Raw genomic sequence first — 22,183 nt, 5'->3', positions numbered from 1 at the left:
AGCTTCGGGCTCAGCGGGACGATGGCGGCGAAGCGCAGCCAGTCCTTCTGTGCCTTCGGCGTCCAGGCAGCCTCGGCAATGGCTGGCAGGCGCGGGAAGACCAGGCGGTTGAAATAGTCGCGCGAGGTGAAGTTCTCCTGCCAGATGCAGGCCTGCACGCCCTTCATGAGATGCTTCAGCTCTTCCGGGAAATCGCCCTCCGCCTCGTAGGCATAGGTATGCGCCGGCGGTACGGTGCCCGCCCAGCTCGCGCCCGGCTCCTGCCAGGCATCGGCCTGCACCATGTCGAGATAATAGGCCTGGCCCGGCGTCATGACGACCTCGTAGCCCTCGCGCGCCAGCTCGATGCCGACCTCCGGCTTTTCCCAGGCCATCAGCAAGGTGCTTTCCGGATCGACGCCGCCGCCATGGGCGACTTCGTTCCAGCCGGCCAGCTTGCGGCCGCGCTCGTTGAGCATCGCCTTGATCCGCTTGAGGAAATAGGACTGCAGGGCGAAGGTGCCCGATATGCCTTCCTTCTCCATGAGCCTGCGCGCCAGCGGCGAAGCGAGCCAGGAGCCGTTGGCAACCTCATCCCCGCCGATATGGAGATATTGCGAGGGGAAGAGCTCGACCATTTCGTCGAAGACCTTGGCGAGGAATTCGTAGGTCGGCTCGATGGCCGGGTTCAGGGCATTGTTCGGATAGCCCTGGACGGAATGATAGCTCTCCGGCGCTTCCTGACCGTCCGTCAGATCAGGCAGGGCGACGAGGGTCGCGGTGCTGTGGCCGGGGATATCGATCTCCGGCACGACCTCGATGCCGAGTGCGGAGGCATGAGCGACGATCTCGCGCACGTCATCCTGCGAGTAGAAGCCGCCGACAGGTTCGGCGCCATTGCCGAGCTGCGGCAGCAAAGGCTCGTCCGGCCCGCGCAGAACGCCGGTGGTCGTCAGCTGCGGATAGGCGCGGATCTCCAGTCGCCATGCCTCATCGTCCGTCAGGTGCCAATGGAAGATGTTGAGCTTCAGCCAGGCGAGAATGTCGAGCAGGCGCAGGACATCTGCCTTGGGAGTAAATTGCCTTGATACGTCGAGATGGCAGCCGCGCCAGCCGTAACGCGGCTGGTCCGCGATCACGCCCGAAACCGGAAAGCGGAACCTGCCGGGTTCGCGCCGGGCGCCGTCCAGAAGCTGCGCCAGCGTCATCAGGCCATAGAGGCGGCCTGAAGCGGCCGAGAAAGCCAGCGTGATGTCGTCCGCACCGAAGGCCAGTTCATAAGCCTCTGCAGCAAGCGCCGGCCGTTCGACGAAGCGCAGCACCCTGCCCTGCGGCGCGGCAATGAGGCTGAAGGGAATGTGGTTTGAAGGAAACAGCCGGCGGAAGAGCGCCTGCGCCGTGGCCACCGCCTTCACGCTTGCCGCATCGGTCCCCTTCGCCGGATAGAGCGCGACGGGGAGGCCTTCGCCCGGCTTGACGTCGATGGATGCAGGCCAGGGCTGAATGGCGAAGGGAAGCTCCAGCCTGCCTTCCGGCAACAGCACCGGCGGCGGCTCGCTGGTGCGGCCCTCAAGCAGGAGATCCGACGTGAACACATTGATATGGCTGCCGTCCTCGAGCGTGAGATAGGCGGACTTGGCGCCATCGGTGCAATGCTTTGCGACGCGGTGAAGGCTTGAGACGGTGAATGTCCAGCTCTCTCCGGGAGCGATGGACAGGCCGGCCGGCGGCGCAAACTCATGAAAATTGGCGTTGCGGCGCACGAAGACGGCGTTGTCGCAGATCTTCGGATCGATGAAGCGCGTCAAAGTCGTATAGGCGAGGCGAAAATTCGAAAGCGGCGCGCCTGAGAAATTGAAAAGCGTCAGGGTCAGCCGACCATGCTTTCCGCCCTCGGGAGACCAGGTATTTTCGAGATGATAGAAGGCCGGCTGCATCTAAATTCCCCTTTTGGCGGCGAGCATCAATAGTGATCGGACTGTGTGAAGGTATGGGCGAGCTCGGCCTGTCCTGCCGTCAGGCCGCAATCGACCGGCAGGCAGACGCCCGTAATGGCCGAGGCAAGCGGGCCGGCGAGAAACGAGACGGCATTGGCGACATCGACCGGATCGACGACGCGCCGCAGCGCATACCAGCGCTTCGCTTCTTCGAAGACATTCGGATTGGCGGCAGCACGCGCTTCCCAGGCCTGGGTGCGCACGGTGCCTGGCGCGACCGCATTCGAACGGATGCCGAACTTGCCGTATTCCACGGCGACCAGCCGGGTGAAATGCACGAGCCCGGCCTTGGCGGCGCTATAGGCAGGGTGGCCGAAGACGGCCATGCCGTTGACGGAGGCGATATTGATCACCGACCCCTTCGATGCCTTCAGCATGTCCTCGACTGCACGGAAGCAGAGGAAAGCAGCTTCGAGATTAAGAGCATTGTCGGCGCGCCAGATTTCAGGCGTCGTATCGTGAAGGCTGACCGCGCGGGCAGCGCCCGCATTGTTCACCAGTGTCCTGAGCGTACCCAGGGCTGACGCTGCCTTCGCCATTTCGGCCGTGTCGATCTCGCTCGTTATATCCGCCTTGAAGACGGCGAAACGCTCGGCAGGCCCCAGCGCCTGCGCCGCCCTCTGCGCGGCGGCCTCGTCGATATCGACGAGCAGGATGATATCATGGTCATCGGCCAGACGCTTTGCGATGGCGCGGCCGATATCGCCTGCGGCCCCGGTCACGATGGCAACGGATTTACTCATATGGCTTTCCTCTGATCAAGTTCCCGAGCGGCGGCCGCCGCCGTCTGTCGTTGTTTTCTGCGCAATTGCGGGCGGATAGCCGCCACGCGATTTCCCGAATGGCTCTAGTCCCCAAGAAGCTGACGGTCGTCGCCGTCGCGATGGGTGACGAGCTGCTGCTTGATACGGCGCAATATCGCCGTCGCCTGCGGCCGAAGACGATAGGCGACGAGGCTCGCAAGAATATCCAGCACGGCCACGTAGGCGATGCGCGTCGATGTCGGCCTATAGATATTGTCGCCTTCCGGCAGATCGATCGGCACGGTGATGTCGGCGACATCAGCCACAGGGCTTCCGCTCTGCGTCAGCGCGATGGTCGGCACCTTGGCCTCGCGCGCCAGCGTGAAGGCGCGCACCAGCTCGGCGTTGCGACCTGAAAAGGAAGAACCGATCAGCACATCCGTCGGCTTGGCCGCAGCGGCCATCATCAGCTGCATGCTGTGATCGGAACTGGAAGTGATGCGCAGACCAAGTCGGAACAGGCGGTTCTGCATCTCGCTGGCGATCATCGAGGAATTGCCGCCGGAGCCGAAGGCATAGATCATCTCGGCGCCGGCCAGCCGATCCGCCGCCTGCTCGATCGCCGCCACGTCCAGCCCGCGATGCAGCAGGAAGAGCGCGTTCTGTGCCTTGGTAATAATGTCCTGGGCGACATCTGCGGGTGCTATGCTCTTCGGCTCGGGCTTGAGATAGCGCATGCCGACATAGGCTGTGCGGGCCAGCTGCACCTTGAAATCGGAGAAGCTTTCGCAGCCGAGACGGCGGCAGAACCGCGTCACGGTCGGCGGCGAGACATCCGCCTTGCCGGCGAGCTCGATGATGGAAGCGTTGACGGCGAATTCGAAGTCGTTGAGAACGATGTCGGCAATGCGGATTTCCGATTGCGAAAGCCGGCCCCGTTCATCCTGCATGGTCGTGAAGATATCCATCAGCTCCCCCTTTATTCTGTCGCTGGGTTCTAAACGTCCGACATTTAATAAGCGATGCAAACCACCTCAATCTCGCACTTCGTCACCAATGCCTACCTGGGAGTGTGCGAGGGGGCGCGGCTTGCCATTCGCGCCCATCTGACGGGAACCATATATGTGACAAACATCATATGATTCCTGCAAATTATTTTCTTGATGCGTTGACAAATGACCATAGAAAGCAGAATTTGACCAGTGAAAATCGAAAATTATGAAAAGAATTTAAATGACGGCGGATACAATGCGTGATCCTTTCAAGAATCCCTTCCCTGTCAGCGATGCCGCCAGGCACGCGATCTGGGAGATGCTCGTGCCGCGCGATATCGATGCCTTCCTCGCCGCAGACTGGTCGAGCGTTGCCGGCGATTTCGTCGAAGAGGGCTTCATCGGCATCGACGGCAAGCGCGAAGTCAGCCCCGACAAGTGGCGCCTCGCCTTCCCGACCCTTGCTGCCTATCGCGACGAGTGGCTGCGCCAGGCGCGCGACTTCGCCACGCAGTCCTTCGCCGAAGATCCCCGCACGGCCATTTTCACCACGACGACGCTCGAGGATATCGAGATCGAAGGCGATATGGCGCTGGTGCGCAAGAAGTTCGACGGCAGCTTGAAGAAGTCGGATGGCAGCATCGACGTGCTGAAATGGCAGACGCTCTATTATTGCCGCCTGCATGAGGGACGCTGGAAGATCAGCGGCTTCACCGGCTACCTGCCGAATCCCATGGAATAGAGGCGACATCATTGCGCATTTTCACCGCGGCCCTCGCGACCGAGACGAATACCTTCTCCCCCATCTGCATCGACCGGCGCGCATTCGAGGCGTCTCTTTATGCGCCGCCGGGCATGCATCCGGAAACGCCGACGCTCTGTTCCGCCCCGATCACCGTCGGTCGGCAGATCGCAGTGCAAAAGGGCTGGGACGTGATCGAAGGCACCGCCACCTGGGCGGATCCGGCCGGACTGGTGAATCGCCTGACCTATGAAGAGCTCAGGGACGAAATCCTCGGCCAGCTGCGGGCGGCAATGCCCGTCGATGCCGTCGTGCTCGGCTTGCACGGCGCCATGGTCGCCGACGGCTACGAGGATACCGAGGGCGATTTCCTGTCGGGTGTCCGCGAGATCGTCGGGCCGGATATCCTCGTCTGCGCCGAGCTCGATCCGCACAGCCACCTGACGGAGAAGCGTCTCGCCGCCGCGAATTTCTTCGTCTACTTCAAGGAATTCCCGCATACGGATTTCGTCGACCGCGCCGAAGATCTCTGGCGCATCGCCATCGATACGCTCGAAGGCCGCGTCAAGCCGGTTATGTCCGTCTTCGATTGCCGCATGATCGATGTCTTCCCGACGTCGCGCGAGCCGATGCGCTCCTTCGTCGACAAGATCATGGCGATGGAAAAGAGCGATGCCGATATCCTGTCGATATCTGTCATTCACGGCTTCATGGCCGGCGATGTGCCGGAGATGGGCACCAAGCTGCTTGTCGTCACCGATAATAAGCCGGATAAGGGATCTGCGATCGCTCGCGATTTAGGGCTGGAACTCTTCTCCAAGCGCGGCACCTTCATCATGCCGCAGATCGACGAGAAGCAGGCCGTCAGCCAGGCCATGGCCGCAACATCCGGTCCGGTCGTCATTGCCGACCTCTGGGACAATCCCGGCGGCGGCACGGCGGGGGACGCCACCGTCGTCCTTCAGGAGCTGCTCGACCGCGGCGCCGCCGACACGGCGATCGGCACGATCTGGGATCCTATGGCCGTGCAGATCTGCATGGCGGCTGGCGAAGGTGCTGAAATTCCGCTGCGCTTCGGCGCGAAATCGGCTCCGGGCACAGGCAATCCCATCGATGGCCATGTCAAGATCATCCGCCTCGTCACCAATGCCGAGATGCGTTTCGGCGAGAGTTTTGCGCCCTTCGGCGACGCTGCGCATATTCAGCTCGGTGGCATCGACATCATCCTGAATTCGACGCGCGCACAGAGCTTCGATCCGAGCCTGTTCTCGGTCATGGGCATCGACCCCACCGCCAAAAAGATCCTGGTCATCAAATCGACCAATCACTTCTACGCATCCTTCTCCAAGATCGCTTCGGAGATCCTTTACTGCTCGGCCGGAACGCCTTATCCGAACAATCCAGCCCGCACCCCTTATCGCCGCGCGCGGAAAGACATCTGGCCGATGGTGGCCGATCCGCATGCGGCAGAACGGAAAGACGCCTGACATGGCTCACGATATCGCCTCGGAAATCAGCCCCAAGCCCGGCGACCGGATCGAAGGGCTCTCGACGCCTCGCCCGATCATCGACGAAGACCGGCTGGCCGGGAACATCGCCCACGTGCAGTCCTATATGGATGCGCACGGCCTGAACTTCCGGCCGCACATCAAGACGCACAAGATTCCGGCACTCGCCCGCGCCCAGGTCGCCGCCGGCGCCAAAGGCATCAACTGCCAGAAGATCACCGAAGCGGAAGCCTTCGCCGACGCAGGCTTCGAGGATATCCTGATCACCTTCAACATCCTCGGTGCTGAGAAGCTCGTTCGCCTCTCGGCCCTGAACGACCGCATTTCCGGCTTGAAGGTTGTGGCCGACAGCACCGTCACCGTCGACGGGCTCTCCGGCTGGTTCGCAGAGCGCAAGCCGCTTACTGTGCTGGTGGAGTGCGACACCGGCGGGGCGCGCTGCGGCGTGCAGACGCCGGAACAGGCAGCCACGCTCGGCGAGAATATTGCCGGCAAGCCAGGCCTCGTCTTCGGCGGCTTGATGAGCTATCCGAAGCCGAACAATGCTGCGGCGACACAGGCCTTTCTGGCCGAATCCGTCGCCCTGCTGAAAAACCAGGGCATCGAGTGCCCGGTCGTCAGCAATGGCGGCACGCCGAGCCTGTTCGAAGCCCATCTCGTCACGGCGGCCACCGAACACCGTGCCGGAACCTATATCTATAATGACCGCTCCATGGTGCGGGCCGGCCATTGCCGCGAGGAGGATTGCGCGATGCATATCCTCGCCACCGTCGTCTCGCGCCCCACCGAAGACCGCGCCGTCATCGATGCCGGTTCGAAGGCTCTTACCTCCGATCTCCTCGGCTTTACGGATTTCGGCCAGGTGGTGGAGTACCCGGAAGCCATCATCAAGGGCCTCTCGGAAGAGCATGGCGTGATCGATCTGTCAAACTGCACGGGCGCACGCCCGCAGATCGGCGACAAGATCCGCATCATTCCCAATCACACCTGCGTGGTTTCCAACCTGTTCGACCAGATGGTGTTCCACCGCGGCGGCGTGGTGACGCGCGTCGAGGACGTGGCGGCTCGCGGTCTGGTCTGGTAGGGTGCAGACACTCTCCCTCAAACAGAAAACGGCGGCCTGCGGGCCGCCGTTTTCTTTTGTCTTATGGTTGCCATTGCCCGCTTGGTCTCGAACCGGCAGACAACCACCTCCATTAAAGTGGCTCAGCGTTTCATGGACTCGCTGAGCCACTCCAACAGCCTGTTTGACGCAATCCAGACGGAAAAGCGCTATGCACTTTTCCTGGAATTGCTTCAGGAGGCGGTGGAGCTCAAGAGCTCCATGTCGATCTCGGTGAGTTCAACGCGGCGCTCGAAAGCCTGGCCGTTCTCATCGAAGAGGTGGCAATCGGCGATGCGGATGCCGGTCTTCAACGGCGCCTCCAGACGGATGGCGGCGCTGCCGGGCAGCGTGGCGCAGAAGTTCTCGTCGACGCCGTCAGCGGAAGCGTAGGCAACCGTCTGGGCGCCCAGATGCTCGACCACGGTCGGCACCACGGTCAATGTCAGGTCGCCATCGCCGAGCTGGATATGTTCCGGACGGATGCCCAGCGTCAATTGCTTGCCAACGGCTCCCTCGCGCGGCTTCACCGGCAGAATTGCCTTTTTGCCCTTGTAGTCGATCTCCACGCCCGCTTCGCTGACATTCGTGCACGTCACGGGCAGGAAGTTCATTTTCGGATTGCCGATAAACTGGGCGACGAATGTATTCGCAGGCTTATGATAAAGCTCCAGCGGCGCGCCGACCTGCGATATCTCGCCGGCATTGAGAACGACGATCCGGTCGGCCATGGTCATGGCTTCCACCTGATCGTGGGTCACGTAAATCATCGTCGCCTGCAGCTGGTGATGCAGCTTGGCGAGCTCAATGCGCATGTCGGCGCGTAAGGCGGCATCGAGGTTCGACAAGGGCTCGTCGAACAGGAAGATCTTGGGTTCGCGCACAATCGCGCGGCCGATGGCAACGCGCTGGCGCTGGCCGCCGGAAAGCTGGCCCGGCTTTTGATGCAGACGCTGGTCGAGATGCAGGATGCGGGCGGCATGTTCGACCTTGGCCTTGAGCTTGTCTTCCGGCATCTTCTCGACCCGCAGGGGGAAGGCGATGTTCTCGAACACCGACATATGCGGATAGAGAGCATAGGACTGGAAGACCATGGCGATGCCGCGCTTGACGGGCGGCAGATCGTTGACGCGGTTGCCATCGATCATGATGTCGCCGCTGGTCACCTCGTCGAGGCCGGCGATCATGCGCAGCAAGGTCGATTTGCCGCAGCCGGACGGACCGACGAAGACGATGAATTCACCGTCCGTGACGTCGAGCTCAACGCCCTTGATGACCTCGAAATGACCGTAGAATTTCTTGACCTGATGAAGGTGCAGCTTTCCCAAACTCTGTCTCCGCGCGGCGCCGCTACTAGGCGGGCAGGGCTCGAAAGGCCGCGCGCAATGCGCGCGGCCCGGTTACTTGCAGGCTTCTTACTTGTACTGCTCGAGATCGGCAGCTGCCTTTTTCAGGGCATCCGCAGGCTGGGCCTTGCCGGTGACGACCGACTGGACCATCTCGATCATGACGTTCTGGAAGCCCTTGTAGTCCTTGAAGAGCGGCTCCGGACCACCATAGCTGATACCGTCGATGAACGGCTTCCAGAAGGGATCCTTCTTCTCGAACTCGTCAACCTGCGGCGACGGACGCAGAGGGGTGAGGCCGGCGCCGCCCTGCAGCTCGTATTCACCCTGCGGGCCTGGCGACGTGATGAACTTGGCGAATTCGATCGCCTTGTCCTCGACGCCGGAACCCTTGAAGACGGCAAGGCTGTCGGTTATGAGCAGCGTGCCCGGGCCCTTAGCAGCCGGGCCGAGCGGCAGCGGCGCTACGCCCCAGTTGATCTTGGATTCCTTGAGGCGATAGGCTGCGCCCGAACCTGCCTGAAGCATGCCGACCTTGCCGTCGAGGAAGATGGCGCGCATTTCGTTCTGCTCGTAGGCCGTCGGGCCTTCGACCGAGTAAGATGTAATGTCCTTATAGGCCTGCAGAGCTGCCAGCACTTCCGGGCTGTTGAGGACGATCTTGTCGCCGTCGATGACCTTGCCGTTGTTGCTGTAAACCCAGTGCAGGAACTGGTGCATGGTGTTGTCGAAGGTCTTGGCCGACAGGCCGTAGCCGGGAACGCCGGTCTTTTCCTTGATCGTCTTGGCGTCGGCGATTTCCTCAGCCCAAGTTGTCGGCGGCTTTTCCGGATCGAGGCCAGCCTTCTTGAAGAGGTCCTTGTTCCAGTAGAGCGCCTTGGTCGAGAAGGCGATCGGCACGCCCCACTGCTGGCCACCAGAGGTCACGGTACCAACTATACCGGGATAATAGGTCTTCTTTTCGTCGTCCGTCATCGGGATCGGAACGATCAGATCGTTCTCGGCGAACTGCTTGAGCGTACGCGAGCCGACATAGGCCATGGCGACCGGCGTGCCGGCGGCAGCGAGCGTCGTTGCCTTGTCCTGGCACTGTTCCCAGCCGACGACTTCAGGCTTGACGGCCCAGCCCGGATTCTTGTCTTGCCATTGCTTGATATATTTCACATGGATCGGGTCGATGCTGTCGCCGCAATAGATCCAGCTGATTTCCTTGTCGGCGGCATGGGCCGTCACGGCGCCAAGCGCGGTGGAGCCGAGCAAGGCCAGCGCAAGCAGACCCGTTTTGAAATGGAATGTCACGTTTAAGCTCCCGTTCTCTCTGGTGGTTGATTGATTTTATTGCTTCACCGCGCCAGCGGTCAGGCCGCTGACGAGATACCGTTGCAGGAAGAAGATCACGACCAGCGCCGGCGCGATGCCGACGAAGCTTGCAGCCATGAGTTCGTTCCAGACGACCTCCTGCCGGCCGAAATAGGCAAACAGGCCCACCGGCAGCGGCATGTATTCGGTCTTCGAATTGAAAGTAAGAGCGTATATGAACTGCTGTGCGTAGGAACCGATGAAAGTGGTAATAGCGACGACGGTGATGCCTGGCATCGCGATCGGCAGAATGACGCGCCGCAGCGTATAGAAATGGCTGGCGCCATCGACAAAGGCCGCTTCGTCAAGCTCCTTGGGGATGCGTATCATATAGGTGCGCAGCAACCAGATTCCCGAGGGAATGAGGAACGCGACACCCGGTACGATCATGGCGAAATAGGTGTTCAGCAGGCCGAAGGAGCGCATGAGCCGAAACAGCGGGATCAACAGCACGGCGCCGGAGAACATGTTGACCGCCAGGAAGGCACCGAGCAGCAGTCCGGCGCCTCGGAACTCGAAACGCGCAAAGGCATAGGCCGCCGGCACAACGAGGATAAGCACGATAATAGTGCTCACACCGGAAATCAGGAACGAGTTGAAGATATACCAGCCGAAGCCGGGCACGCTGGTCCACATCGTCCGATAGGCTGCAAACGAGCCGTTCTCGGGAATGAAGCGGTAAGGCGACGAGAAGAGCTGGCTGAGCGGCTTCAGCGATACCAGAAACCCTTCGACGAAGGGCGCCAGCACGAAGGTCAGGAACAGCAGGATCCCGGCATAGATGCCGATGAGCTCGTACCACTTGTAGCGATGGATCATCGAAGACTTGCTCATCGCTGTTTCGCTCCCGTTGAAAAGCGGCTGGTGAGGCGGAAATAGGCAAGGCAGAAGAGCGACAGGAAGATGCAGATCAGCACCGCACGCGCAGCACCCTCGCCATATTTGTAGGACCCGATCGCGGTGCGATAGGTATCGATGATCATCGTCGTCGTTTCGCCGTTCGGGCCGCCGCGGGTCAGGATCCAGATGATGTCGAAGGAATTGAAGGTGGCGATCAGCGACAGCATCGACATGGTGACCAGAGACGGCACCAGCAGCGGCAGCGTGATGCGGCGGAAGCGATAGAAGCGACCGGCGCCATCCGTCCAGGCGGCCTCATAGAGATCGTGCGGGATCGCCTGCATGGCTGCAAGCATATAAAGAGTGACCATCGGCACGCCGATCCAGACGTCGGTGACGATCGTCGCCCAGAAGGCCGAACTGCCATAGGCGAGGAACGCCACCGGGCTGTCGACGATGCCGAAACGCTGCAGCAGGCCGGAAATCATGCCGAACTGGCCGTTGTACATCCAGCCCCACATGAAGATGCCGATCGCCATGGGCACGATCCAGGGCGGCATGATCAGCACGCGGAAGAGCGCACGCCCCGGAACCGCAGAATTGAGCATCGTCGCGCCCAGCGTGCCGATGATCATCTTGATCGACACGGAAAAGAACGTCCAGATGAAGGTCCGGACGATCACCGAGGCGAAGGTGTCGTTGAAAATCTTGGCGTAGTTCTCGAAACCGACCCAGTTGGTCACCTTCTTCAACGACGCGTCGGTGAAGGACAGGACAACGGTGTCGACCAGCGGATAGGCGACGATGACGATGACGTAAAGAAGCGCCGGAAAGAGAAGGATCCAAGCGAAGATGACTGTGCTGCGTTGAACACCCATCTTGCGCCCCTCCCTAGGCTACTTTTGAATAGAGCGCTTCGTCGAACTCGTCCCAGGTCGGTCGGAGGTCGACGACGGTCCTTTTCATGCGCGCCTCATCCATGGAGAGCGCCAGAATGCCTGCTTCAAGCGCATTCAGGGTCGAGACCGGCAGATGCTGCCCCGATTTGACATGCGAGATGATATCGGCGGCCATCTGCTCGTCGGCTCCGTAATGCTGCGAAAGCGTCGTGCGCGTCGCATAGGTCTTTTCGATCACCTTTTTGCCGGTCAGCATCTCGTGAACGTTGAAATAACCGCGGATGAAGTCGCCTTCTGCCATACCACGCGAGCCCATGATGGCAAAGCGACGGAACTGGTCGGGCACGTTCAGATTGGTGTGGAAGTTCATGCCGACGCCGTTGGCGTATTCGACGATTGCGACCTGGTAGTCGATGATGTCGCCATCGCTGTCGAAAACCTTGTCCGAGCCCATCCAGCCGCTCGGCTTTCGATGGAAAAGTTCGAGGTCGTTGATGCCTTCCCGCGCCGGATCGTTTTCCGGAATGAAGCTTTTGCGGCCGCCGAAGCTTGCGACCCGCTCCGGCCGCGCGCCGACGACGCCATTATAAAGATCGAGATCGTGGCAGCACTTCTCCAGCATGAAGCTGCCGGAATAATGCTGGTAGCGGCGCCAGTCGCGCATGAAGAAGGCGCCATGATAGGGCTCGATATGTTCGGACGCTTCGATGGAAACGACATGGCCGAGCCTTCCTTCGGCCTGGGCAACCAGCAGATCGCGATACATGGGAGAGTAGCGCAGGACGAGGCCGACCATCAGCCGCTCATGGCCGAACTTGGCCATCAGCCGGGCAAGTTCGATGCTATCCTGGATGGTGGTGACGATCGGCTTTTCGCAGAAAATCTTCAGGCCGGCTTCGAGACCGATACGGATATGTTCGAGATGCAAATGGTTCGGCGAACCGATCATCAGCAAATCCATCTTTTCATTCGCAATCAGCTCTTGGGGAGTGGCGTAGGCCTTTCCGGCTGATATCCCCTGCTCGATCAAACCAGGCAGGCCCGCGGGTTCCGGATCGACATAACCGGCAATCTCGAAGCTCTCATCGATCGCCTTGAACACATAGCCCAGATAACCCAGGCGGAATCCCAGCCCAATGATTCCAACTCGCATGCTTTTGAGTTCCCATTACGTAATTTATTTTCGTAATCTTGGGGCAATTTTTCGCATTCGTCAACGACGTTCGCGCATTTAGACGAAAACATGAAATTTATTTTCAGATCACAGCCTAGAAAAAGCGCAGCCTTCAAGCATGAAGCTGCGCCTGGTTTGACTGCATTGCCGCTTATTTCAGCAGGTCCGTCCGCGCCGTCTTATCGGTCCTGGCTGTTATACTGCCAATATTGATAGTTCGGCTTCCTGGTGCTGGTGGAGATGACGCCGTTTTGCTCACAGACATAGCCCAGGCGCGGCAGGCCCCGATGGTAAAAACCTCTATAGAACTCATCCGAATGCACCGTCGTCGTGCGGCATTCGAATTGCTCGTCAGCCGCCATTTTGGGTGCCGTCACCCCTGGCAGATTCCTGTAGGGATAGACGGGGGCGACATACGGCTTGGGAAGAAGCGGATTATCTGCCAGTGCCGCTGCCGGCATGGCCCCTGCAAGGAACAGAGCAACAATGGCAATCTTCGATTTGTTCCACATGAATTGCTAGGCTCCCTTACCCATGCGCGTGCGATATCCGCGCGCCGCATGTTCCAGATATAGTAAGACCCGCGCGACGCGCCAACCAGCCCCTTCAAAATCGCGGGTACGTGCCGGCTTCCGAGACAGGACGAAGATATTCACGGTTCGTTACACCAAACAAAATGCTTTTATCCCGAATGCAACATTAGCGAGCAATCGGAATTTGCGACAATTCGTAAGCATGTTATATAGTAGCAAAACCGTCACTTCAGTAACCGTCGACACGATTTCTGTTTGCAGGAGTAACAGTCATTCTCGAACAGATTGATCGCCCCTCTCACTTGGCCAACCCATTGCTTGCTGACGACAGCACCCAGCAGGTGCGCATCTATATCATCAATCTCGATCGCTCCCGCGATCGCTGGGAACGTTTGTGCAGCCAGGCTGTGGAATACGATCTGGACGTGACGCGGATTCCAGGAGTGGACGGCCGGGCAATCGCGGAGAAAGATCGCGTCGATTTTCAGCCCAGCTCGTTCATCCACTATAATGGCCGCCAGCTTCTGCCGGGCGAATATGGCTGTTATCGCAGCCATATTCGCGCGTTGGAGCAATTCGTCGCCACCGGCGACAAGATGGCCATCATCATGGAAGACGACGTCGATCTCAACGACAGGTTGATCCCGCGCGCCATCGCTGCGATAGAGAGCGTAAGCGGCGCACGCCTCGTCAAGCTCGTCAATCACCGCCTGGTGGGCTTTAAGCCAGTATGCGAAACAGCGGAAAAGGATGTCGTCGGCCGCTGCATGCACGGTCCGCAGGGCTCGGCCGCCTGCTATATCGTCAACCGCAAAGCCGCCATGAACCTGCTGGTGACGCTGAAGCCTCTGCTTCTTCCCTATGACGTCGCCCTCGAGCGCGGCTGGTCCACCGGTGTCGAGACGTTCACGACCCAGGAAAATCTCGTGGAATTCAGCCCATACCGGGCAGATACGACGATCGGCAAGCGCGTGCACTATCGCGCCGTGAAGCGGCATTTTCTGTTGCGCTTGACGGCGCACTGGTTCCGCACGTGCGATCAGCTCCGCCGCTGGCGTTACGCCATCGGCGTCAAGCGATAAACGAATGTCACTGACTGGGAGACTGGAGGGCTGACGGCACGCGGAAGCGTCGGCTGTTCCACGTCCTTGCCCGTGATCGGCCCGGATGACCACCACGGCGCACGGTCTCAAATGCTCTATAGCGGCACGACGTTGTCGAGATCAGGCCGGTCGACGGCAGAGTCCGTTTCGCGTTCGCGATAGACCAGATCCACCACCTCGCTGCTTGGCGCATAGCCGGAGACGAGTTTCTCCAGCAAGGTTCTCGCCAACGGTATGTCGTTTTTGTCCAACGCCGCATCGAGTGCGGAAAGCCGCTTGGAGAGTTCTTGCCAAGGCAGAAAGTCCTCCTTGGCCTGCATGATGCGCGGATGGCTCGTCGGCTGCGGATTGTCGCCGATCAGCAATTCCTCATAGAGCTTCTCGCCCGGCCGCAGCCCGGTGATTTCCAGCTCGATGTCGCCATCGGGCTCATCCGCATCCCGCACGGTCAGGCCGGAGAGTTCCACCATGCGACGGGCAAGATCGGCAATACGTACCGGCTCGCCCATATCTAGGAGAAACACGTCGCCGCCGCCGGACATGGCGCCTGCCTGGATCACCAGCTGTGACGCTTCCGGGATGGTCATGAAATAGCGGGTGATTTCCGGATGCGTCAGCGTGATCGGACCGCCGTCGCGGATCTGCTGCCGAAAGAGCGGCACGACGGAGCCGGAGGAGCCAAGGACGTTGCCGAAGCGGACCATGGCGAAATTCGTGCTGTCCGTACCCGGTTTGCGATCGGCATCCATCGCCTGCAGCACCATTTCCGCCAGCCGCTTGCTGGCGCCCATGATGTTGGTCGGGCGCACAGCCTTGTCCGTGCTGATGAGGACGAAATTCTCCACCCCGTGCTTGCGGGCAGTTTGCGCCGTTATAAGGGTGCCGAGCACGTTGTTGCGGATGCCTTCGACGGGATTGTACTCGACGAGCGGCACATGCTTGTAGGCAGCGGCGTGATAGACGGTCTTCGGCCGCCATGCCTCCATGATCTGCCCGATCCGCTGGCCGTCCCGGACGGAGGCCAGGAAGGGGATGATACGAATATCGGCTTGTCCGGCGGAGGCCGCCGACTTCTCCAGCTCGCCGTGAATGGCGTAGAGGCCGAATTCGCTCTGCTCCACCAGCAGCAGGGAGGATGGGCCGTTTTTCAGGATCTGACGACAAAGTTCGCTGCCGATCGATCCGCCGGCTCCTGTCACCATGACCACCTTGCCGCGAATGTTTTTCTCGATCAGCGCCCGGTCGGGCGCAATCACGTTGCGGCCGAGCAGGTCCTCGATATCGAGTTCGCGCAGGTCGGAGACGGCGACGCGACCCTGAGCGAGCGCCGTCAGATCCGGCATGGTGCGCACGGTGACGCGCGCCTTGCGCATGTTTTCGAGAATTTCATTGCGCCGTTGCCGCGTCGCATTCGGCAAAGCCAGCAGCACGTCCTTGATGTCACCCGACGCGGCAAGCGCCGGGAGATCGGTTGGGTTATAGATCGGCAGGCCGCCCATGATGCTGCCGTGCATGTTGCGATCGTCGTCGAGATAGCCGACCACATTCAGCTCGGCACTATTGGCAAGAGCGCCCGCGAGCTGCCGGCCGGAAGCACCGGCGCCGTAGATCAATACCTTGGCGAGCTGATTCCGGCTCAGGAGCCGCTGATAGGCATTGCCGAGCCAATAACGCGTCCACATGCGCGACAGGCCGATCGCGATCAGCAGCAATAAAGGCTGCAATATGCCGACCGTGCGCGGCACGCCCGGCACGCTGATCGCGGTGAAAATCGTCATGAAGGCAAGCGCATAGATCGCGACTGCCTTGACGACGGTCATGAAGGCCGAGAGCCCCGCGTACCGGAAGATGGCGCGATAAAGACCAAGCACGATGAAGATGGGGATGGCGACAAGCAGCGAGACGATGGCGGGCAGCCACTCGATACCTTCCAGGATAACCCAATCGTCGAGGCGCAGACAGTAGGCGAACCAGACCGTCAGCACGCAGAGACTGGCATCGACAAGCAGGGCAAGTGCACGCTTGGTCGAGCGCGGCAATGCCAGAAACGGCAGGACGAGCTTATCCGCAGGCGCCATCGGTCAGCTCCCCCTGGCGCCGGTCATCAAAGCGGTACGCTGCTTCTCTCGCATAGGTTGTCTCACAATGCGCCGCATGACGTACAATGATCGTATCGCACTTTCATTAGCGGGTCTCAATTCATTCCAGCGCCGACTTACATGTAGAACAGCCGGCGCACAATTGCATCCTCGATATTGAAGATGCTGTCGGCGCAGAAAGCCGAGAAAGGGTCACTTGCCGAGATAGCTGCGGACGATAGGGTGCCGAAACAGGCCTAGCAGGATAGCAAAGGCCATGCCGATCCCGGCGCCGAAGATCGCACCGGCGATGAAGCCGGCCACCATCATCACCTTGCGGCTCGGTCCATCCGCCGTCAGCGGCGGCTCCGCCTCGGAGATGACGCGAATATTGCTGTGCGACAGGTCCTGCGCATCGCTGGTCTGGCCGGAGCGCTTCAGAAGAGCTTCGTAGAGGTCGCGAGCGGCAGCCGCCTTGCGCTGCAGCTCATTGAGGCCGACGAGCTTGCCCGAAGTATTGACCTGGGATGCCTTCTGCACCGCGAGTTCCTTGGCAATGTCCTGTTCGGCCTTCTGCGCCTGTTCATAGTCGGCGCGAGCCGAGGTCATCTGCCGCTGCAATTCGTTGCGGATTTCTGCCCCCAGGCTATCCAGTGAGGATTTGGCCGCAAGCAGGCGGGGATGGCGGGCGCCGAGCTGGCTTTGCAGGCTACCGATATTGGCGGCAAGCGCCGCATATTGCTGACGCAGGCTGCTCAACGCCGTCGATGCGGCACTGGCCGCCGGATTGTTGGAAACGACTTCCTCGAAACTCAGCTTGCCGGCAGCATCGGCACGCGCCTTCGCCTCGATCGTCTTCTGCTGTGCGGTCACCAGCATGTCGTTCAGCGCTGTCAGGCGCTTGTCGGAAATCAGATTGCCCTCGACGGCAACCATGTCGTTGTCGGCGCGATAGGTCTCTACGGCTTTTTCAGCCGAGAGCACCTGCTGACGCAGATCGTCGAGCCTGCTGTCCAATGCGGTATTGCTGGTCTTGTAGCTGCGCGCAGCTGCCTTGCTCTCCTCCTCCATAAAAGAGGAGACGAGCTGGTTGGCAATCGTGGCTGATTTCTGCGGGTCGCGCGTCATCACCTTCAAGGTCACGACATAGGTGCTCGCCTCGCGGGCGATCTGCACCGCCTTTGCCAGCGCTCCCGTCGCCACATATTTGGCGGTGTCGCCCGTCGTGCCCCCGTTGAACTGCGGATCGCGATCGAGCTTCAAAACGTCGACGACATGGCCAAGCACCCGGCCCGAAGACAGGATCTGCGTCTGGCTGTCGATCATCGTCAGGATCAGCTCGGGTGCTGTCGGCGGCGGCTGCGAGGAATCGGCGTTGCCGGCAGGCCGAGGATCGAAATAAAGGCTGGTTACGGCGGAGAATTTCTGCGGCACCAGCCGAATGGCGCCCGCGCCCAGAACGGCGCCGACGATCGCCAGCGCAAGAACCAGTCTTTTCTTGCCCCAGATCGCGCGAACCGCACCGCGCAGATCGAGCAAGGGCGCATCGGCATTCGTCGCCGGCTGGACATCGGCCGGCGGCGGCGCAACGGCGGCAGGCGCCTCCACGGGCGTTGCGACCGGCGCCGCAATTGGCTTGGTTACCGGCGACTTGGTTGCGGATGGTTGGATCGTTTCCGCCTGGAATTCGCGCTTTGTGGGCGCTGGCTCATGGGTGGCTGCGCCAATTGCCGGCTGTTCAGCCGGCCATGCGACGGCATCCGGCTCCGCCTCGGCAACGAAGTCGCGCGGGCGCAACAGCGGGCTGCGCGGACGCGCGCCATGATGGCGCCCGTCTGACGGCTCAATGCCACGCCAACCCGGAAGTCGGTCCGATCGCTTGCTTCGTTCCATTGAGCTCATGTCAGGTTTTCAACGCTCCGCGGGCAAGTCGCGCCCGGCAGATGCCGCAAGTTTAGAAATGTTTGGCTAACGGAACATTAAGGACGCTCACAGGAAGTAACGAATCGGGAACCGGAGGGCTGCCTGCATTCACCATTGCTCAACACGACGCTCCCTATGAAAACAGTGCCTTCAAAGCAGGAGCGTGCCATGACCGGACCGAAGACGAAACTGTTGCGCTGCCTGCTTGCCGCGGCCGCGGCTCTTGCCTTTGTCTTGCCGGCCGGCAACGGGCTCGCCGCATCGCCACTCTGCTATCGCGGCATCAATCTCTCCGGCGCCGAATATGGCGACCGCGACGGCGTGCCTGGCGTCAACTATACCTATCCATCGGAAGAAACGGTGCGCTATTTCGCTGAGAAGGGCACGAATGTCGTGCGTCTGCCCTTCCGCTGGGAGCGCCTGCAACCGGTGCTGGGCCAACCTTTCGACGGGGTGGAACTGCAGGGATTGAAGGATGCGGTCGACCTCATTCATAAGCACGGCATGACCGTCGTGCTCGATCCGCATAATTTCGGCTACTACGACAAGACCCAGGTGACGCAACCGCCGGCGACCGATCTCGCATTCGGCGACTTCTGGGCGCGGCTCGCCATCGAATTCGCCAATCGGAAGGGTGTCCTTTTCGGGCTGATGAACGAACCGCACGATATCAGGGCCCCCGACTGGCTGGAGGCGGCCAACACGGCCATTCGCAGCATCCGCACCGTCGGCGCGCGCAACCTTATTCTCGTGCCCGGTACGAACTGGACAGGTGCGCATAGCTGGTCCGCCGACGTGCTGGGCGGCGGTGCCAACGGCACGGTCATGCTCGGCGTCAAGGATCCGCTCGATTTTTACGCCTTCGAGTTTCATCAATATCTCGATGCCGACAGTTCCGGGACGCATCCGGCCTGCGATGGCAGCGACGCTGCGCAAAAGGGATTGAGCGATGTCACGGACTGGCTGCGCAAGAACGGCAAGCGCGGCTTTCTCGGCGAATTCGGCGTGCCTGGAAGCGAGCCCTGCCTCGACGGCTTGAAGGCGGTCTTCGGCATCATGGCCGACAACAGCGATGTGTGGCTTGGCTGGACCTATTGGGCAGCAGGCGAGTGGTGGCCGCCGGAAGAACCTCTCAACGTTCAGCCACGAAATGGCAGGGACCGGCCGCAGATGAAGACGATCACCGCCGCGATCGGCAAGAAAACGCCGCTTGCGGCGAGCTGCGACGCCGTCAAACCGGTCCGGTGATCGACAGCGCGGCCGGTGGCCGGACGGATAGCGCTTTGTCGCGAATCATGCGGCTGCTATCTTTGCGCCGGCATCGCAATGTCGGCCTTGAAAGATCGCCGCAGCCCTGGACAATAGATGAAGAGCTTCCCCGACAAAGAACGCGTCGATTATCCGATCCTCGCAATCACGCTGTTTTCGGTGCTCTACAACTGCATCCTCGCCTATATCAATCACAACATCATGCAGCTTTCGGTCTCGCATGTCGTGCTCTGCGAAGGCCTGATGATGATCTCGAGCGTGGCCTTGATTTTCAAGAAGGGCATCTACGAGGAGGATCTGCCGCTCGTCCTTTTCCTCGTCTTCGCCTTGGTCGTGACGATCTACATCACCGTCTTCAATCGCCTGACCTTCATCGATCAATTCCGCAACGTGCTGATCATTTTCGCCTTTGCGGGCATCGGCAGCTGGGCGAGCGAACGCACGGTGAGGCTCATCTTCCGCATCGCCTGCTTCATGGTACTCCTGTTCCTCGTCTGCGAGGTCGTCAGCACGCCGTTTTACGTCACGATCTTCCATCCCGCCGAATATTTCGAGAGTACGCGCGGCATCAAGCAGATGAGCTTCAACTCGACCGGCCTCTTCGCCAATGCGCTCGGCTTCCAGGGACGCTTCTCCTTCGGCCTGATCGATCACCGCTCCTCGTCGATCTTCCTGGAGCAGGTGTCGCTTGCCAATTTCTGCGGCGTCAGCGTCATCTATCTGCTCTCCTTCTGGCCGAAGCTTGGCAAGGGCGACAAGGCATTGTTCATATCGACGGTGCTGCTGATCCTGCTTACCAATGACACCCGCACCATGCTGATCTTTTCCTGCGTCAGCATCGTCGGCTACTTCCTGTTTCCGAAGATACCGAAGGCATTCAACCTCATCCTGATGCCGCTCATCATCCTGATCGGCTTCTTCGTGCATTTCATGAAGCCGGACGAGGTCGGCGACAATTTCACCGGTCGCATCGGCGTCACCGTCAAGAAGATGCTCGACCTGGATATCCAGTCCATGCTCGGCCTGTCGATCTCGCGCATCGGCGAATTCGCCGATAGCGGCTATGTCTACCTCATCTACGGCTCGACGATCTTCGGCCTGATCGTCTTCTGGCTCTTCGTCTGCCTTTATCCCGCCGGAAAGACGCCGGCGCAGAGACGCTGCGCCCATTCACTCTCTCTTTTCATTTTTCTGAATATGATGATCGGCGGCACGGCGATCTTTTCCATCAAGATTGCCGGGCTGCTCTGGCTGCTTGTCGGTTACATGCGCGCTTCCGAGGAGCCGCGTACCGCGCGAGTACGGCCGGAAACTCTAAATGGAAGCCGGGTGCCGGGCTGACCGCAATTCGCGTCGGCCACGGTCGCGTGAGGATCGGGATGCTTGTCCAGTTGCAGTATCTGCGTGCCATCGCTGCGCTGATGGTCGTCTATTTCCATTCGGTGCTGCAGTTGCAGAAGGTCGATCCCGGTTTCCAAACGGTCTTCCATCTCTTCGGCGAGACCGGCGTCGACATATTCTTCGTGCTCAGCGGCTTCGTGATGTGGCTCACAACTGCCGGACGCGAGATGCGGCCGCTGGATTTCTACCGACGCCGCATCCAGCGCATCGTGCCGCTCTACTGGCTGGCGACCCTGTTTGCCGCCTGTGTCGCGCTGGTGGCGCCGACGCTGCTGAAGTCGACGGTCTTCGAGTTTCCGCATGTCTTGGCCTCACTGTTCTTCCTTCCCTGGAAAAACCCGGCCGATCCGACACTGACCGTCCCCGTGGTCGTTCCGGGCTGGACGCTGAACTACGAGATGTTCTTCTATTTCGTATTCGGCCTGCTGCTGCTCGTGCGCGAGAAATGGCGCATGGCCGCGCTCTTCGCCACCATGACGGCCATCATCCTTTTCTGCCGTATCCTGCCGGGCGAGCTGACGGCCGCCAAATTCTACGGCGATCCGATCATCTATGAATTTCTCGCAGGCGTGCTCCTCGCAAAGCTTTATCTCGACAAGGTCCTGTTGCCGCAGACGGTTGCCTGGCCGGCGCTGGTGATGGGATTCTCGTTCCTGCTGATCAACGAGACGCTGTGCGACGCCAGCACGCGCTCCTACATGTGGGGGATCCCGGCCATCGTCATCGTCTATTCGGCCATATCGATAGACTTTTCGAAGCTGCCGGTGATCGGCTGGCTGAACTATCTCGGCGATGCCTCCTACAGCATCTATATCACGCACGCCTTTACGCTCGCCGTGCTGCGCGTGGTCGGCGTCCACCTGAAAATCGGCATTCTGGCGAACGCTCCGGTCTTCGTCAGCTGCTGCATTCTCTTCTCGACGCTCGGCGGCGCCATCGTCCATGAGCTGACGACACCCAGCCGCTGGCGGAAGTGGAAAAGGAAGCCCGCGATCGCAGCATGATGCCCTGGCCATCAGATTCATGCCGTCTTCTGTGAGGACGACGGTGATACGCGGCTGGAAGACGCAATGGGAACGGAATTTTCCGCTGCCTGTCCTAAGCTCTGGCTCGGATTTGGGTCGGGAGCTTTTCCCCACCGGTCGATTGCGATAAGCGAGCGGCAACAGTGAGCCGCTTTACGAGGTGAAGAGAT

The 22,183-nt window shown here is 60.4% G+C and carries 18 protein-coding genes; 7 read left to right on the top strand and 11 right to left on the bottom strand.

Annotated features, from left to right (window positions below; translation table 11 throughout):
• The 3 genes from RHSP_RS27100 to RHSP_RS27090 all read right to left on the bottom strand — a co-directional run.
• Positions 1–1,916, bottom strand: a 1,916-nt coding sequence (locus tag RHSP_RS27100; protein WP_037154772.1) for a beta-N-acetylhexosaminidase, incomplete at its 3' end; no start/stop codon positions are given.
• Positions 1,917–1,942: 26 nt separating this feature from the next.
• Positions 1,943–2,719 carry an SDR family oxidoreductase gene (locus tag RHSP_RS27095; protein ID WP_004126258.1) on the bottom strand — a complete coding sequence of 259 codons (777 nt, stop codon included), beginning with the start codon at positions 2,717–2,719 and terminating at the stop codon, positions 1,943–1,945.
• 104 nt (positions 2,720–2,823) lie between these two features.
• On the bottom strand, positions 2,824–3,687 hold the full coding sequence (locus RHSP_RS27090) for a MurR/RpiR family transcriptional regulator (RefSeq protein ID WP_004126257.1): 864 nt from the start codon (positions 3,685–3,687) through the stop codon (positions 2,824–2,826).
• Between the two features lie 280 nt (positions 3,688–3,967).
• Between RHSP_RS27090 and RHSP_RS27085 the strand changes: the two genes are divergently transcribed.
• From RHSP_RS27085 to RHSP_RS27075, 3 genes are read left to right on the top strand one after another with little or no spacing between them, the layout of a single operon-like run.
• Positions 3,968–4,453: a hypothetical protein gene (locus RHSP_RS27085; RefSeq protein WP_004126255.1), complete on the top strand. Its 486-nt coding sequence runs from the start codon at positions 3,968–3,970 to the stop codon at positions 4,451–4,453.
• Between the two features lie 11 nt (positions 4,454–4,464).
• A complete protein-coding gene (locus tag RHSP_RS27080) occupies positions 4,465–5,940 on the top strand; it encodes a M81 family metallopeptidase (protein WP_004126254.1) in 1,476 nt (491 codons plus the stop codon).
• A 1-nt stretch (position 5,941) separates the two neighbouring features.
• Positions 5,942–7,045 carry a D-TA family PLP-dependent enzyme gene (locus RHSP_RS27075; protein WP_004126253.1) on the top strand — a complete coding sequence of 368 codons (1,104 nt, stop codon included), beginning with the start codon at positions 5,942–5,944 and terminating at the stop codon, positions 7,043–7,045.
• 212 nt (positions 7,046–7,257) lie between these two features.
• On the opposite strand, the gene RHSP_RS27070 is transcribed toward RHSP_RS27075, so the two are convergent.
• The 6 genes from RHSP_RS27070 to RHSP_RS27045 form a co-directional block, all read right to left on the bottom strand.
• Entirely contained in the window at positions 7,258–8,391 is a 1,134-nt protein-coding gene (locus tag RHSP_RS27070; RefSeq protein WP_004126252.1) for an ABC transporter ATP-binding protein, read from the bottom strand.
• Between the two features lie 87 nt (positions 8,392–8,478).
• Positions 8,479–9,708 (bottom strand): ABC transporter substrate-binding protein, encoded by a 1,230-nt coding sequence (locus tag RHSP_RS27065; RefSeq protein WP_037154769.1) that lies wholly within the window; start codon positions 9,706–9,708, stop codon positions 8,479–8,481.
• A gap of 36 nt (positions 9,709–9,744) precedes the next feature.
• Positions 9,745–10,602, bottom strand: a complete 858-nt coding sequence (locus tag RHSP_RS27060) for a carbohydrate ABC transporter permease (protein ID WP_004126250.1) — start codon at positions 10,600–10,602, stop codon at positions 9,745–9,747.
• Positions 10,599–11,486: a carbohydrate ABC transporter permease gene (locus RHSP_RS27055; RefSeq protein WP_004126249.1), complete on the bottom strand. Its 888-nt coding sequence runs from the start codon at positions 11,484–11,486 to the stop codon at positions 10,599–10,601. Before RHSP_RS27055 ends, RHSP_RS27060 begins: the two co-directional genes overlap by 4 nt.
• Positions 11,487–11,499: 13 nt before the next feature.
• Entirely contained in the window at positions 11,500–12,660 is a 1,161-nt protein-coding gene (locus RHSP_RS27050; RefSeq protein ID WP_004126248.1) for a Gfo/Idh/MocA family protein, read from the bottom strand.
• Positions 12,661–12,860: 200 nt separating this feature from the next.
• On the bottom strand, positions 12,861–13,193 hold the full coding sequence (locus RHSP_RS27045; RefSeq protein ID WP_004126247.1) for a hypothetical protein: 333 nt from the start codon (positions 13,191–13,193) through the stop codon (positions 12,861–12,863).
• 335 nt (positions 13,194–13,528) lie between these two features.
• Here RHSP_RS27045 and RHSP_RS27040 point away from each other — a divergent pair, with 335 nt between their 5' ends.
• Positions 13,529–14,296, top strand: coding sequence for a glycosyltransferase family 25 protein (locus tag RHSP_RS27040; RefSeq protein ID WP_240535530.1), 768 nt, complete (start codon positions 13,529–13,531; stop codon positions 14,294–14,296).
• 116 nt (positions 14,297–14,412) lie between these two features.
• Here RHSP_RS27040 and RHSP_RS27035 read toward each other — a convergent pair whose 3' ends face one another.
• Entirely contained in the window at positions 14,413–16,395 is a 1,983-nt protein-coding gene (locus tag RHSP_RS27035) for a polysaccharide biosynthesis protein (RefSeq protein ID WP_004126244.1), read from the bottom strand.
• A 213-nt stretch (positions 16,396–16,608) separates the two neighbouring features.
• Positions 16,609–18,297: a GumC family protein gene (locus RHSP_RS27030; RefSeq protein ID WP_004126242.1), complete on the bottom strand. Its 1,689-nt coding sequence runs from the start codon at positions 18,295–18,297 to the stop codon at positions 16,609–16,611.
• A gap of 189 nt (positions 18,298–18,486) precedes the next feature.
• Between RHSP_RS27030 and RHSP_RS27025 the strand changes: the two genes are divergently transcribed.
• The 3 genes from RHSP_RS27025 (at position 18,487) to RHSP_RS27015 (ending at position 21,992) form a co-directional block, all read left to right on the top strand.
• Positions 18,487–19,566, top strand: coding sequence for a glycoside hydrolase family 5 protein (locus tag RHSP_RS27025; RefSeq protein WP_004126239.1), 1,080 nt, complete (start codon positions 18,487–18,489; stop codon positions 19,564–19,566).
• Positions 19,567–19,683: 117 nt separating this feature from the next.
• Positions 19,684–20,928, top strand: a complete 1,245-nt coding sequence (locus RHSP_RS27020; protein WP_004126237.1) for a hypothetical protein — start codon at positions 19,684–19,686, stop codon at positions 20,926–20,928.
• Positions 20,929–20,966: 38 nt separating this feature from the next.
• Positions 20,967–21,992: an acyltransferase family protein gene (locus RHSP_RS27015; RefSeq protein ID WP_004126234.1), complete on the top strand. Its 1,026-nt coding sequence runs from the start codon at positions 20,967–20,969 to the stop codon at positions 21,990–21,992.
• Positions 21,993–22,183 lie beyond the last annotated feature (191 nt).

This window comes from Rhizobium freirei PRF 81 (genome assembly GCF_000359745.1).
Taxonomy (GTDB): domain Bacteria; phylum Pseudomonadota; class Alphaproteobacteria; order Rhizobiales; family Rhizobiaceae; genus Rhizobium; species Rhizobium freirei.
Note: the sequence above shows the minus strand (reverse complement) of the source record. Positions and strands in the feature narration are given on the sequence as shown.

Bases quoted from the DNA above. Each gene is read 5' to 3' on its own strand.
- RHSP_RS27095 (WP_004126258.1), bottom strand. From the start codon at position 2,719: ATGAGTAAATCCGTTGCCATCGTGACCGGGGCCGCAGGCGATATCGGC.
- RHSP_RS27090 (WP_004126257.1), bottom strand. From the start codon at position 3,687: ATGGATATCTTCACGACCATGCAGGATGAACGGGGCCGGCTTTCGCAA.
- RHSP_RS27085 (WP_004126255.1), top strand. From the start codon at position 3,968: ATGCGTGATCCTTTCAAGAATCCCTTCCCTGTCAGCGATGCCGCCAGG.
- RHSP_RS27075 (WP_004126253.1), top strand. From the start codon at position 5,942: ATGGCTCACGATATCGCCTCGGAAATCAGCCCCAAGCCCGGCGACCGG.
- RHSP_RS27060 (WP_004126250.1), bottom strand. From the start codon at position 10,602: ATGAGCAAGTCTTCGATGATCCATCGCTACAAGTGGTACGAGCTCATC.
- RHSP_RS27055 (WP_004126249.1), bottom strand. From the start codon at position 11,486: ATGGGTGTTCAACGCAGCACAGTCATCTTCGCTTGGATCCTTCTCTTT.
- RHSP_RS27050 (WP_004126248.1), bottom strand. From the start codon at position 12,660: ATGCGAGTTGGAATCATTGGGCTGGGATTCCGCCTGGGTTATCTGGGC.
- RHSP_RS27045 (WP_004126247.1), bottom strand. From the start codon at position 13,193: ATGTGGAACAAATCGAAGATTGCCATTGTTGCTCTGTTCCTTGCAGGG.
- RHSP_RS27035 (WP_004126244.1), bottom strand. From the start codon at position 16,395: ATGGCGCCTGCGGATAAGCTCGTCCTGCCGTTTCTGGCATTGCCGCGC.
- RHSP_RS27030 (WP_004126242.1), bottom strand. From the start codon at position 18,297: ATGAGCTCAATGGAACGAAGCAAGCGATCGGACCGACTTCCGGGTTGG.
- RHSP_RS27025 (WP_004126239.1), top strand. From the start codon at position 18,487: ATGACCGGACCGAAGACGAAACTGTTGCGCTGCCTGCTTGCCGCGGCC.
- RHSP_RS27020 (WP_004126237.1), top strand. From the start codon at position 19,684: ATGAAGAGCTTCCCCGACAAAGAACGCGTCGATTATCCGATCCTCGCA.
- RHSP_RS27015 (WP_004126234.1), top strand. From the start codon at position 20,967: ATGCTTGTCCAGTTGCAGTATCTGCGTGCCATCGCTGCGCTGATGGTC.